Annotated in this window: 11 protein-coding genes and 1 pseudogene; 10 read left to right on the top strand and 2 right to left on the bottom strand. The window is 63.1% G+C overall.

The window, feature by feature from the left end:
• Positions 1 to 28 precede the first annotated feature (28 nt).
• The 5 genes and pseudogenes from RWJ89_RS02950 to RWJ89_RS02930 all read left to right on the top strand — a co-directional run.
• On the top strand, positions 29 to 1039 hold the full coding sequence (locus tag RWJ89_RS02950) for an AAA family ATPase (RefSeq protein WP_017961495.1): 1011 nt from the start codon (positions 29 to 31) through the stop codon (positions 1037 to 1039).
• 13 nt (positions 1040 to 1052) lie between these two features.
• Positions 1053 to 1973, top strand: a complete 921-nt coding sequence (locus RWJ89_RS02945; RefSeq protein WP_077978919.1) for a DUF58 domain-containing protein — start codon at positions 1053 to 1055, stop codon at positions 1971 to 1973.
• Positions 1970 to 4783 (top strand): DUF4159 domain-containing protein, encoded by a 2814-nt coding sequence (locus RWJ89_RS02940; protein ID WP_077978920.1) that lies wholly within the window; start codon positions 1970 to 1972, stop codon positions 4781 to 4783. Before RWJ89_RS02945 ends, RWJ89_RS02940 begins: the two co-directional genes overlap by 4 nt.
• A 1-nt stretch (position 4784) precedes the next feature.
• Positions 4785 to 6854, top strand: a complete 2070-nt coding sequence (locus tag RWJ89_RS02935; protein ID WP_077978921.1) for a hypothetical protein — start codon at positions 4785 to 4787, stop codon at positions 6852 to 6854.
• A gap of 4 nt (positions 6855 to 6858) precedes the next feature.
• Positions 6859 to 7010 (top strand): annotated as a pseudogene (locus tag RWJ89_RS02930) (GNAT family N-acetyltransferase); the annotation flags it as partial.
• Positions 7011 to 7062: 52 nt separating this feature from the next.
• Here the strand turns inward: RWJ89_RS02930 and RWJ89_RS02925 are convergent.
• A complete protein-coding gene (locus tag RWJ89_RS02925; protein WP_316030551.1) occupies positions 7063 to 7626 on the bottom strand; it encodes a GNAT family N-acetyltransferase in 564 nt (187 codons plus the stop codon).
• Between the two features lie 266 nt (positions 7627 to 7892).
• Between RWJ89_RS02925 and RWJ89_RS02920 the strand changes: the two genes are divergently transcribed.
• Entirely contained in the window at positions 7893 to 8903 is a 1011-nt protein-coding gene (locus RWJ89_RS02920; protein WP_316030550.1) for a glutathione S-transferase family protein, read from the top strand.
• Positions 8904 to 8984: 81 nt separating this feature from the next.
• Here RWJ89_RS02920 and RWJ89_RS02915 read toward each other — a convergent pair whose 3' ends face one another.
• A complete protein-coding gene (locus RWJ89_RS02915) occupies positions 8985 to 9464 on the bottom strand; it encodes an NUDIX domain-containing protein (protein ID WP_017961501.1) in 480 nt (159 codons plus the stop codon).
• 70 nt (positions 9465 to 9534) lie between these two features.
• Between RWJ89_RS02915 and RWJ89_RS02910 the strand changes: the two genes are divergently transcribed.
• The 4 genes from RWJ89_RS02910 (at position 9535) to RWJ89_RS02895 (ending at position 12708) form a co-directional block, all read left to right on the top strand.
• Entirely contained in the window at positions 9535 to 10443 is a 909-nt protein-coding gene (locus tag RWJ89_RS02910; protein ID WP_017961502.1) for a metallophosphoesterase family protein, read from the top strand.
• A 159-nt stretch (positions 10444 to 10602) separates the two neighbouring features.
• Positions 10603 to 11163, top strand: a complete 561-nt coding sequence (locus tag RWJ89_RS02905) for a tetratricopeptide repeat protein (protein WP_316030549.1) — start codon at positions 10603 to 10605, stop codon at positions 11161 to 11163.
• Between the two features lie 187 nt (positions 11164 to 11350).
• Positions 11351 to 11860 (top strand): RNA polymerase sigma factor, encoded by a 510-nt coding sequence (locus RWJ89_RS02900; RefSeq protein WP_017961504.1) that lies wholly within the window; start codon positions 11351 to 11353, stop codon positions 11858 to 11860.
• Between the two features lie 2 nt (positions 11861 to 11862).
• Complete coding sequence (locus tag RWJ89_RS02895; RefSeq protein WP_077978924.1) at positions 11863 to 12708, top strand: anti-sigma factor family protein; 846 nt, start codon at positions 11863 to 11865, stop codon at positions 12706 to 12708.
• The last annotated feature ends 175 nt before the right edge of the window (positions 12709 to 12883 follow it).

Raw genomic sequence — 12883 nt, 5'->3', positions numbered from 1 at the left:
CGAATGATTTCAGCCGTTGGAGATACGCATGGGTATGATGAAGACCGAAGCCAGCCTCGATGAAAAGGCGATCGTCGCCGCCGCCGAAAAGGCGCTCTCCGATATCGCCGCCATCCGCGGTGAAGTCTCGAAAGTAATCTTCGGCCAGGAAAGCGTCGTCGAGAACACCATTCTCGCCGTGCTGTCAGGCGGCCATGCCCTGCTCGTCGGCGTTCCCGGCCTTGCCAAGACCAGACTGGTGACGACGCTCGGCGAGGTGCTCGGCCTTGCCGCCAACCGCATCCAGTTCACACCTGATCTGATGCCCTCGGATATTCTCGGCTCCGAGGTGATGGACCAGGACGACAGTGGACGCCGCTCCTTCCGTTTCGTCAAGGGCCCGGTCTTCGCCCAGCTCCTGATGGCCGACGAGATCAACCGTGCCTCGCCGCGTACCCAGTCGGCCCTCCTGCAATCCATGCAGGAATACCATATCACGATCGCCGGCCAGCGTTATGACCTGCCGGCGCCCTTCCATGTGCTTGCCACCCAGAACCCGCTCGAGCAGGAAGGCACCTATCCCCTGCCCGAAGCCCAGCTCGACCGCTTCCTGCTGCAGGTCGACGTCAATTACCCTGAACTCGCCGCTGAGCGCCAGATCCTGCTTGAGACGACGGGCCTGGGCGAAACCCGGCCGGAAGCCATCATCGATGCACAGAGGCTGCTCGAGATCCAGACCCTGGTGCGCCAGATGCCGGTGAGCGACACGGTCGTCGATGCCATCCTGGCGCTGGTGCGTTCCGCCCGTCCAGGACAGGGCAATGCCTCGACCGACAAGAATGTCGCCTGGGGCCCCGGCCCGCGCGCCGGCCAGGCGATGATGCTCTGCGCGCGTGCCCGCGCGCTCTACGAAGGCCGTCTCGCCCCGTCTCTGGACGATATCTTCGCGCTCGCCGAACCCATTCTTCAGCACCGCATGGCGCTGACTTTCGCCGCCCGCGCCGAAGGCATGTCGGTGCGTGATGTCATCGCCGGACTGGTCAAGCAGGCAAAGGGATAAGGAAGCCGGACGCGTGGCATCTATCGGACAGATCGTCAATCCGACACCCGGCAGCGATGCCCTTTCCCGCGCCAGGCAGCGGGCCGCCCTGGTGCCGGACTGCCTGGTGGAAGCCAAGCGGATCGCCAACACGGTGATCGCCGGCTGGCATGGCCGCCGCAAGCGCGGCATCGGCGAGAATTTCTGGCAGTTCCGTCCCTATGCCGAGGGCGAGAGCCTGTCGCGCATCGATTGGCGCCGCTCCGCCCGCGACGACCATACCTATGTGCGCGAGCGCGAATGGGAGGCAGCGCACACGATCTGGCTCTGGTGCGACATGTCGCCCTCGATGATGTACAAGTCGAGCTATGGCAGCGTCTCCAAGGAAAGCCGCGCGCTGGTCATCATGCTGGCGCTTGCCGAAATCCTCGCCCGCTCCGGCGAGCGCATCGGCTGCCCCGGCATCATGGAGCCCGCCTCCTCCCGTAACGCCGCCGAACGCCTCGCAGCCGCTCTCACGCACACGCCGCTGACCGGCGGCCTGCCGGAAACGGCGATGATCCGCGGCTGGAGCGACCTCGTCCTTATCGGCGATTTCCTCGACGATGCGCCGGCTATCATGGAACGGCTCGGCCCGCTTGCCCGCCGCGGCCTACGCGGCCACGTGGTCGAGATATCAGATCCCGCCGAGGAGATATTCCCCTATAGCGGCCGCACCGAATTCACCGATCCGGAGAGCGGCGCCAAGCTTATCTCCGGCCGCGCCGAACATATCCGCGAGGCCTATCGCACCGCCTATCTCGCCCGCCGGGACAGCCTCGGCCAGTCGCTGCGCCATCTCGGCTGGACCTTCGCGAGCCACCGCACCGATCACCTTGCGTCGGAGGCGCTGGTCGCGGTGCACATGTACCTGTCCGGCATGCCGGCCAAGGCTACGCATGGAGGGCAGCTATGAACGCCCTTCCCTTCGCTTTCGCCTATCCCGCCATTCTGGGCGCGCTCCTTGCCTTGCCCGTCATCTGGTGGCTGCTGCGGCTGACGCCGCCACGTCCGAAGACCGAAGTCTTTCCGCCGCTGAAAATTCTAGCCTCGGTGCTGAAGCGCGAGGAGACGCCGGCGCAAAGCCCGTGGTGGCTGACGCTGCTGCGCATGCTGCTTGCTGCCGCCATCATCCTTGCGATCGCCGATCCGGTTTTCAATCCGCGCACCAGTTCACTCGCATCAGGTGGCCCACTCGTCCTCTTCGTCGACAATAGCTGGGCCGCCGCAACCGACTGGGAGCGCCGCATCCAGACCGCCGACGCGTTGATAGACGACGCCGAATCCGCCGGCACGCCTGTGTCGATCGCCTTTACCGCCGACCCGACCAACGACGCCGTGCCCGGCACCGCCGCTGCCGCCCGCGACAAGCTGCGCGCCGCCGAGCCACGACCGCTTGTGCCGGACCGCGAACGCGCCTTCCAGGCGCTGCGCGCCGCGCTGAACGGCATCAAGCCCGGTACCCTCGCCTTCTTGACCGACGGCGCCGCCGCCAAGCCCGACGACGCCACGGTGCGCAGGCTCGCCGAACTCCAACCCGCCGACCTGCGCCTGATCGAGGGCGATGCCGCGCGGACAGTCGCGATCACGGCGGCCAACAATGCGGCGGATGCCATGACCGTCAAGGTCACGCGGCTCAACAGTGCGCAGGCCGCATCGGTCGCGCTGAACGCCGTCGATACCCAGGGGCGCTCGATCGCCAATGGCAGGGCGGACTTCCGCCCCGGCCAGAGCGTCGCGACGAGTTCGATCACCGCCCCCTTCGAGATGCGCAACGATTTCGCGCGCGTCAGCGTCGACAATGGCGCGACGGCAGGCGCCGTCCACCTTCTCGACGACGCATTCAAGCGCCGCCGCGTCGTCTTGCTGTCAGGTGAAGGAGGGGACGAGTTCCAGCCATTGCTCTCACCGCTCTATTATATCCAGCGGGCGCTGCAACCCTATGCGGATCTGATCCAACCTGCCGATTCCGATCTTTCGGTCGCGATACCAAAACTTCTCGCCAGCAATCCCTCGATCATTATCATGGCCGATATCGGCCGGCTGCCGGAGGAGACCTACGAGCCTTTGACGCGCTGGATATCGAATGGCGGCATGCTCCTGCGTTTTGCCGGCCCGCGCATGGCGGCAGCCCCTGCGGACGATCCGCTGATCCCTGTCATCCTGCGTCAGGGAGAACGGGCGCTGGGCGGCACCTTGTCTTGGAGCGAGCCGCAGTCGCTGGCCGAATTTCCGAATATTGGGCCTTTCGCCGGCATAGCGCGTCCCGCCGATGTCGTCGTCAAGCGGCAGGTGCTTGCCGAACCGACGCCCGATCTTGCCGAACGCACCTGGGCAAGCCTGGCTGACGGCACGCCGCTCGTCACGATGAAGCAGCTCGCCTCCGGCCAGATCGTCCTGTTTCACGTCACCGCGGAAGCAACCTGGTCCGATCTGCCGATCTCAGGCACTTTCGTCGACATGCTGCGCCACCTCCTGCAGATATCGCGCTCGGGCGGCGTGACATCGGAGGCGCGCGGCAATGCGCGTGTCTCCGAAACTCTGCCGCCATTCCGCATGCTGACGGCCAAGGGCACGCTCGTCTCCGAGACGGGATCGGCGCGGCCGCTCATTCCACAGGCCGGAGTCGAACCGACGGCAAATTTCGACAACCCTCCGGGGCTCTACGGTTCGGAGGATGGTTTCACTTCGCTCAACGTACTGCCGGAGAACGCCGAACTGACGCCGCTCGACACAACAGGGACCAATGCCGTGCGCGAAGGCCTGATCGGCGGCGAAAGCTGGTCGGCAAAACCCGCGCTCTTTCTCGCAGCCTTCCTGTTGCTCTTGGCCGATAGCCTGATCGTCCTCTTCATGAATGGCGCGTTCTCGCGATTGCGCCCGACTGTCCGCACCGCCGCGATGATCGCGGTCGCCGTCGGCGCCGGCTTCCTCATGCAACCAGGCACGCTTCACGCCGACGACTCCAAGCCCGGCGACGACATCATCCTGCAGAGGCTTGACAACACCCATCTCGCCTATGTCGTCACCGGCGAACAGGATGTGGACAATATTTCCGAGCGTGGCCTCGAGGGCCTGACCCAGTTCCTGACCTTTCGCACGACGCTGGAGCCGGCGCCGCCCGTCGGCATCGACCTCACCAAAGACGAGCTCTCCTTCTATCCGATCATCTACTGGCCGGTTTCGGCAACGGCGCCCATGCCATCGTCGGCGGCAGTTAGCCGTATCGATGCCTATATGCGCAATGGGGGCACCGTGCTCTTCGATACGCGCGATCAGATCAGCGCATTGGACAATGGCGGCAATGTCAGCGCCAACGGTGAGAGGCTGCAGGCAATCCTCGCCAATCTGGACATTCCGGCGCTGGAGCCCGTACCGTCCGATCACGTGCTGACGAAATCCTTCTATCTCCTGTCGAGCTTTCCCGGTCGTTATGCCGGCAGCCCTCTCTGGATTGAGGCCCGGCAAGGCGGTCAGGGGCCGAGCGAAAAATCGGCGGCGACGGCCGACGGCGTTTCGCCGATCCTGATCACCGGCAATGATTTCGCCGGCGCCTGGGCGATCGACGAGAACGGCGTACCGATACTGCCGACCGTGCCGTCGGATGAATCGCAGCGCGAATATGCCTACCGTTCCGGCGTCAACATCATGATGTACATGCTGACCGGCAACTACAAGACCGATCAGGTCCATGTTCCCGACCTCCTCGAACGGTTAGGACAATGAGATGACATTCGACTTTTCGCCCTTCCTGCCCTGGTCGGTTCTGGCTGCATTGGCTGTCGTCAGCGCGATCATCGCCGTCCTCGCGATCTGGCGCGGCATTCGCGGCGCCTGGATCAGAACGCTGGCAGCACTCGCCATGCTGACCGCGCTTGCCAATCCTGTGCTGCTGCAGGAAGATCGGGATCAGTTGTCGACGATCGTTCCCGTTCTTGTCGATCGAAGCCAGAGCCAGCAGACGCCCGATCGCGTCAAGATGACCGACGATGCGCTTGCGGCCTTGAAGGGACAGCTCGCCCGTTTCCCCCAGATAGAGCCCCGCTTCGTCGATGTCGAAGGCGACGTTAATTCCGACGTGCCGTCCACGCGCTTGTTCGACGCGCTGTCGGCCAACATTGCCGATGTCCCGCCCGCCCGTATCGGCGGCGCCATCATGCTGACCGACGGTGAAGTCCATGATGTTCCGGGCGCCAATCAGGCGCTCGGCTTCGACGCGCCGATTCATGGCCTCGTCACCGGCAAGGCCAACGAATTCGATCGCCGCATCGAAGTCATCAAGGGACCGCGCTTTGGCATCGTCAACGAAGAACAGCAGGTGATCTTGCGCGTCTTCGACGACGGCCCAAGCCCCGGCGGCACGGCCGATGTCACGGTAAAGCTGAATGGTGACGAGATCGCCACCCTGCAGGCGACACCCGGGCAGGATACACCGTTTTCCTTCAAGGTGCCGGGCGGGGGCAGCAATGTGCTGGAATTCTCCGTCGCGGCACTTCCCGGCGAAGTCACCACCGCCAACAACCGCGCCGTCCACGTGATCGACGGCATCCGCCAGAATCTCCGCGTCCTGCTCGTCTCCGGCGAGCCGCATGCCGGCGAGCGCGCCTGGCGCAACCTGCTGAAATCCGATGCCTCGGTCGATCTCGTCCATTTCACCATCCTGCGTCCACCGGAAAAGCAGGATGGCACGCCGATCAACGAGCTGTCGCTGATCGCCTTCCCGACCCGCGAGCTCTTCGTCGACAAGATCAAGGATTTCGACCTGATCATCTTCGATCGCTACCAGCACCGCGGCGTGCTGCCGCTGCTCTATTACGATTACATCGCGCAATATGTCGACAATGGCGGCGCGCTGCTGATTGCCGCCGGTCCCGAGCATGCCGGCCCAGATTCGATTGCGCTGACGCCGCTTTCCACGGTCCTGCCGGCGACGCCCACCGGAGAGATGATCGAGAAGGCCTTTTATCCCCGCCTTTCCGAGGAAGGCCGCAAACACCCCGTCACGCGCGGTCTGGACGGTTCGGGCGAGGACCCGCCGCATTGGGGCCGCTGGTTCCGCAGCGTCGATGTCGACCGGCCGCAGGGCGAGACGATCATGCTCGGTGCCGACAATCATCCGCTGCTGGTGCTGAACCGTGCCGGCCAAGGCCGCGTCGCCATGCTGCTTTCCGATCAGGGCTGGCTCTGGGCGCGCGGCTTCGAAGGCGGCGGTCCGAACGTTTCGCTCTATCGCCGTATCGCCCATTGGCTGATGAAGGAGCCGGCGCTCGAGGAAGAAGCGCTGACGGCGCGCGCCTCCGGCCGGACCCTTGAAGTCACCCGCCAGACGATCGGCGACAATCCCGGCAATGCCACCGTGCGTTATCCCTCCGGCAAGACCGAAACCCTGCCGCTCACTCAGTCCGAACCAGGCCTCTATAAGGCCGAGAAGAGGATGGACGAAATCGGCCTCTTCGAAATCCGCAACGGCAGGCTGTCGACGCTTGTCCATATCGGCGCTGTCGACGCACCGGAATTCAAGGCGATGATCTCGACGACCGATGTACTGCAGCCGGTCGCCGACAGAAGCAAGGGTCTCGTCACCCGCGTCTCCAATGCTAATGGCGCGATCTCGGTGCCGCCGATCCTACCGGTGCGCGGCCAGGTCCGAGTCTCCGACAACGATCGCATGATGATCCGCATGACCAACGAGACGGTCTTGAAGGGCATCAACACGCTGCCGCTCTTTGCCGGGTTCGCCGGCGTCGGCATCCTGCTGCTCGCCTTCGGCGCCATGTGGTGGCGCGAAGGGCGCTAATCTCATGCCGGAAATCGAGATCACCGCCTCGCCCTCGCCGGAGGAATTGGCGGTGATTCCCGATGCGCTCTCAGCCTTCAACACCAGCGATGTTGGCCCTCGGATCGCCGCCCGCTCGCCGTCCTCATCCGCGATACCGACGGCAAGGTGACCGGAAGGCCGCACGCACAGCTTCCTCCGGAAAAGCCTGTAGCGGGCTGTTGCAAGATCATTCGCGCCAGGCGATCGTGCCCTTCAGCCGCGCGTGTACGCCCTCGGCGATCGGAACGACGAGTACACGGCCGGGATCGACCGGGCCTGGAAAAGACAGCGCGTTATAGGCAGCCTTCTCGAAGCCGAGCGGGCCGTAATAGGGTGGATCGCCGACGAGGATGACGGCTTCCGAGCCTTTGCGTCTTGCCGCCTCCACCGCAATCCGCACCAGTTCCCGGCCGATGCCCTTGTTCTTGTGGGAGGGGCGGACGGCGAGCGGACCGAGCAGATGGCCCTTCACCGTGCCGGCCAGCACCGGCGTCATCCGCACGGAGGCGATCGTCTCACCATTATCGGTGCAGATGAAGGAAAGCGACAGATCATGAGGCCCCTGCTCACGGATGCGCGCGGCAGCGCGGGTGAAGCGGCCGGGACCGAAGGCTTCTTCGTTGATGTGTTCGATGGCGGCGTCATGAGACGCGTCTTCAGTGAGGTAGACGAGATCGTGCTTGTACATGATGACAGAAACCGGATGGACAAATTGATGGGTCTCGAACACGCCTTGGGCGTTCGGGAGCATCAGCGTCGTCGCGGGTTTCTGGAAATGAACATCAGGGCAGGGGTCCGAAAATCGTGAAAAGCCCGATAGCAGGAAAAATTTCCGTCGTCCAACGCAAAATGCACGACCACAGCGCCGCGCATCCTTTCGAGAGTTACAAAGGACGCTGCAACACTGCATTATGCGGTGCCCGAACGATGTGACGCACTGTTCAATCTTTGCCGCCTGTAAAGCCCTGCCATCTGCGATATCTTCCGTTCCAACACGCAATCAAGGGAATGAAGATCATGGGAATGTTGATGGACGGCGTCTGGCACGACGCCTGGTACGACACGAAGGAGAGCAAGGGCCATTTCAAGCGGCAGCCCTCGCAGTTCCGCAACTGGGTGACACCGGACGGCGGGGCCGGCCCTTCCGGCAGCGGCGGCTTCAAGGCCGAGGCCGGGCGTTACCATCTCTATGTCTCGCTCGCCTGCCCCTGGGCGCACCGCACGCTGATCTTCCGCAAGCTGAAGAAGCTCGAAGAGCTGATCTCGGTTTCCGTCGTCGATCCACTGATGCTCGAGAACGGCTGGGAGTTCAAGGTCGGCGACGGCGCCACCGGCGACCACCTCTTCGGCGCGTCCGCGCTTTGGCAGGTCTATGTCAAGGCTGATCCGCACTATTCCGGCCGCGTCACCGTTCCTGTGCTCTGGGACAAGAAGACCGGCACGATCGTCAACAACGAATCCGGCGAGATCATTCGCATGTTCAACGGCGCCTTCGACGGGCTGACCGGCTCGACAGCCGATTTCTATCCCGAGGACCTTCGCGCCGAAATCGATGCGCTGAACACCACCGTCTACGACACCGTCAACAACGGCGTCTACAAGGCAGGCTTTGCCACCACCCAGGAAGCCTATGCCGAAAACGTCGTCACGCTGTTCGAAACACTCGACATACTCGACGAACGCCTCGGCAAGGGCCGCTACCTCTTCGGCAACCGTCAGACCGAGGCCGACTGGCGCCTGTTCACCACGCTGGTGCGCTTCGATGCCGTCTATGTCTGCCATTTCAAGTGCAACATCCGCCGCATCGCCGACTACCGCAACCTGCCTGACTATCTTCGCGACCTCTACCAGACGGCGGGCGTTGCCGAGACGGTGAACCTCAACCACATCAAGCAGCACTATTACCGTAGCCACAAGACGATCAATCCGACCGGCATCGTTCCCGTCGGCCCGGCGCTCGATCTCGACAGTCCGCACGGCCGTGCCACAGCGCCGCGCGTCTTTTCAGACGCGCATCGGACGCTGTAACAATTTGAACGGCTGAATAATTTTATCCTTAAATCGATTCCGATTTAAGGAATCATGTAGCGGACTTGCCGGGGCATGAACTTACCAGCGATGGTCGGGCTCCTGCTCGCCCCGAAGCTCGGCAAGACGGCGATGGGTGGCATCGGTCGTGCCCTCGGGCAGGCTGTCGAGGGAGAAGAAGCCGCTGTCGGAGATCTCCCAGTCCGGCGGCCGCGGCGCGGTCTGCTCGACTGTCGCCCGGTAGAACACGACATGGTCACGCTTTGTGGTCGTGGTGTTGAAATAGACCTGAACCAACTCCGGTTTGCCGATGATCCTGAGGTTGCCCTCCTCGCGCAGCTCCTTGACCAGCGCTTCTTCGGCCGTCTCGTTGCGCTCCAGTCCGCCGCCGGGCATATGCCAGCCGCCGATATAGCTGTGGCGCACCAGGAAAATACGACCGTCCGCATCGAAGCAGGCGGCCCTGACACCCACGGTCATGCCGCGGGCAAAGGAGAAATAGACATGCAGGAGGCGCAACGCCAGCCTGATGTGAGGGGGCCGCTTCTCTTTATCCACCATCGTTCCGTTTCGGCTCTTCATCGCGCCGGATGTGTTTGATTTGTCAATAAGCTGGTCTATGTCTCGTAGAATGTTCAAGCTCGCGCATATTTCCGACGTCCACCTCGGGCCGTTGCCCAGTCTTTCCATTCAAGAGCTGTTTTCAAAACGCATAACAGGCTTTGTGAACTGGCATCGAAATCGACGCAAGCACCTTTTCGGCAGCACGCTGGATCTGCTGCTCGACGACATCCGCGCCCATCAGGCCGATCACCTGGCCGTCACCGGGGACCTCGTCAATCTGGCGAGCGGCATCGAGATCCGCTCGGCCGCCGCCTGGCTGCGCGCGCTCGGCGATCCTGCAGACACGTCGGTCGTTCCCGGCAATCACGATGCCTATGTACCCGGCTCCTACGAGAAGTCGATGCGCGCCTGGTACGATTATGTCCGCGGCGATCTCGCTCCACCGCAATGGCAGGACGACCGCCATATCTTTCCTTATCTGCGCGTTCGCGGCAAAGTCGCGATTGTCGGCTGTTCGACGGCAGTCGCCACCCCTCCCTTCGCCGCCTCTGGCTTTTTCGGCGCGCGACAGGCCCGCGATACTGTCAACATACTGCGTGCGGCTGGCGAAGCCGGCCTCTTCCGCGTCGTCATGATCCATCACCCGCCGATCCGCGGCGCCACGGCCTTCTATAAACGGATGATCGGCATCCGCCGCTTCGCCGCCGTGATTTCGACGGGCGGCGCCGAACTCGTGCTGCACGGACATACGCACCTGAACACGCTAAATTGGCTGCGCGGCCAGATGCAGCCGGTGCCAGTTGTCGGTATCGCCTCTGCCTCGCAGGGACCGGGCAGCATCAAGCCGCCCGCAGCCTACAACCTCTTCTCCATCGATGGCTCTCCCGGTGCCTGGGAGCTCAGCGGCGAGCGCTTCAGCCTCAACAGGGCTGGCGACGCGGTGATGCCGGAAAGCGCCGATATTTTCGCGTCTTAGCTCCAGTTCCGGACTCTTTTTGTGCAGCACTTGAATCGATCTGCGAGGACGTCCTGCCGCCGCCGCAACATTTGCCGCAGAGGTTGCTTACCCTCTTGGTATTTTTAGTGGTAAGCGTACAATCCGAGCAACTGCATTGCCTGAGAACGGAGCGCGCCGATGACTTTTTCTTTCCGCCACCTGTCCAGACTTTCGCTCGCCGCCGGCTTTGCCTTCGGCATCGCCGCGGCCGCTTTCGCGGCCGGCGACAGCAACGATGACACCAATCCGCCGCCGAAGACCCAGACGACCAAGACCTGCACCGGCGGCAAGGTCTGGGACAAGGCCAAGAAGGAATGTGTCACCCCGAAGAAGAGCAGCTTCAACGACCACGATCTCTATCAGTTCGCCCGCGAGTTTGCCTATGCCGGCCAGTATGACAACGCCATCACCGTGCTCAATCTCGCTCGCAACCAGAACGACCCGCGCGTCCTGAACTATCTCGGCTACGCCAACCGCAAGGCCGGCCGCATGGAACTCGGCATGTCCTACTACCGCAAGGCGCTGCAGGCGGATGAGAATTATATCCTCGCCCGCTCCTATATGGGCATGGCGCTGGTGGAACAGGGAGACATCCAGGGTGCTCGCGTCCAGCTTGTCGAAATCCGTGATCGCGGCGGCGAAGGCACCTGGGCCTATCGCTCCCTGCTGCAAAGCTTGAACGGCTACAAGACATATTGACGCAAGCTTTGCAGGCCACAATACGAAAATCCCTTGGGAAAGAGGGATGAAGATGACCGGATGCTTGCGAAGTGCAGGAGACTTGTTTCATAAAGCGCATGCATCGACGGCGTCGATAAAGTCGGTTTCGCGCCCGACGGCGAACCCTTCGTCCGCGAAACCATTGTGAATGCTTCTTGGATAGACAATGCGTCAGCCCGCAACGACCATCGATCTCCGGCGTGATCTCGTCGGCCTCCTGCCCCGCCTTCGCCGCTTCGCGATCACGCTCGCGGGCGAGGTTGCCGTGGCCGATGAACTCGTTCAGGCCGTCTGTCAGCGCGCCGTCTCCAAAGGTCATCAATGGAGCGGCGAAGGCCGGCTGGAAAGCTGGATCTACACGCTTGCCCGCCAGCAATGGACCGACGACAACCGCAAGCGCAAGCCGAAGGCTTCCGTCCGCGGCAACGTCACCGATATTCGCGAGGCCGCGCGCGATCGCTCGGCCGCGGTCGATCCCGACACCATCCATCACATGATTTCCGATATGCCGGATGGCGTTTCCAGCATGTTCCTGCTGGTCGACGTCGAAGGCCACAGCTACCAGCAGGCAGCCGACATCATGGGCATTCCGGTGGCAAACGTCGTCTCGCAGCTCGCGACCGCGAGGCTGCATTTCGCCGGGCTTGCCGGCACCCACCCGATCCACAGGTTTTGAATTTGCTCGATCTTAGGAAATTGCCGCTCGAAGCCCAGCTCACCGCTCTTCTCGACGGCGAAGTCTCGCCCGAACAGCGGCAAGAACTGGAGCAGCGTCTGGCAAGCGACGAGAATGCACGCCGACTGCATGAGAAGCTGCGTCACGGGGCTGATTTCGGCCGCCGCCGCCTCGACGATATCCTGAAGGAGCCTGTACCGCTCGCCCTCGTCCGCTCGATCAAGAGCACGCAGCCGCCGAAAACGCCGATCGCCCAGCGCGCCACGCGCCCGCAAGTGAAACTGGCGCCGAGCGGCCCGCAGGCACTGGCCGCCGCGCTCATCCTCTTTGTCGTCGGTTGCGGTATCGGCTATTTCGTCGGCACCGCGCCGGATGCCGACGAGATTGCCAGCACGGCTACCACCAATGCGGCACCGGCCAATACCAGCGACTGGCTGGGCGACGTCACCGCCTTTCAACGCCTGCTAATCCGCCAGCCCCGTCATCTCGTCGAAGTGCCCGCCTCGCAGGCCGAGGAAATCTCCAGCTGGCTGACGACGGCGATCGGCGTGCCCTTCCGCGTGCCGGATCTGAGCGCCGAAGCCTGGACCTTCCAGGGCGCACGCGTCATCCTTGGCGATAGCCGCCCTGTCGGACAGCTCGTCTATTCTAATTCCGATGGCGACATCATCTCCATTTGCTTCCGCAAGGACGCACAGCCGCCGGAGACCGACGACTTCAAGGAAACGATCAAGGACGAGATCGGCCTCGTGACCTGGCACAATGCCGGCACCTCCTATGTGCTTGCCGGCCCCTCCGCCGAAGCAACCCTCGGCCAGCTCGCCATGGAGATCGCCACGGCGATTTGACATATTTTATCGACGTACTTTTCAACGGTGGTGCGCCAGCCGAACGAAAGCGGGAGGGTGGAAAATCGATCATCGGCACCAACCTCGACCCGTCCTTCAGGCCCCGCTGGTGTCGCATTATTGGTGAGACGGTAAGGCTTGCTCCCTCTTCTCCCCTCGGGGAGAAGGTGCCCGA

It is taken from the genome of Rhizobium sp. 10PS4, assembly GCF_032464805.1.
GTDB lineage: Bacteria > Pseudomonadota > Alphaproteobacteria > Rhizobiales > Rhizobiaceae > Rhizobium > Rhizobium laguerreae.
Note: the sequence above shows the minus strand (reverse complement) of the source record. Positions and strands in the feature narration are given on the sequence as shown.

Excerpts from the sequence above, each read along its gene's own strand:
- RWJ89_RS02905 (WP_316030549.1), top strand. The coding sequence starts at position 10,603 with ATGACTTTTTCTTTCCGCCACCTGTCCAGACTTTCGCTCGCCGCCGGC.
- RWJ89_RS02950 (WP_017961495.1), top strand. The coding sequence starts at position 29 with ATGGGTATGATGAAGACCGAAGCCAGCCTCGATGAAAAGGCGATCGTC.
- RWJ89_RS02910 (WP_017961502.1), top strand. The coding sequence starts at position 9,535 with ATGTTCAAGCTCGCGCATATTTCCGACGTCCACCTCGGGCCGTTGCCC.
- RWJ89_RS02915 (WP_017961501.1), bottom strand. The coding sequence starts at position 9,464 with ATGGTGGATAAAGAGAAGCGGCCCCCTCACATCAGGCTGGCGTTGCGC.
- RWJ89_RS02935 (WP_077978921.1), top strand. The coding sequence starts at position 4,785 with ATGACATTCGACTTTTCGCCCTTCCTGCCCTGGTCGGTTCTGGCTGCA.
- RWJ89_RS02920 (WP_316030550.1), top strand. The coding sequence starts at position 7,893 with ATGGGAATGTTGATGGACGGCGTCTGGCACGACGCCTGGTACGACACG.
- RWJ89_RS02925 (WP_316030551.1), bottom strand. The coding sequence starts at position 7,626 with ATGCTCCCGAACGCCCAAGGCGTGTTCGAGACCCATCAATTTGTCCAT.
- RWJ89_RS02900 (WP_017961504.1), top strand. The coding sequence starts at position 11,351 with ATGCGTCAGCCCGCAACGACCATCGATCTCCGGCGTGATCTCGTCGGC.
- RWJ89_RS02940 (WP_077978920.1), top strand. The coding sequence starts at position 1,970 with ATGAACGCCCTTCCCTTCGCTTTCGCCTATCCCGCCATTCTGGGCGCG.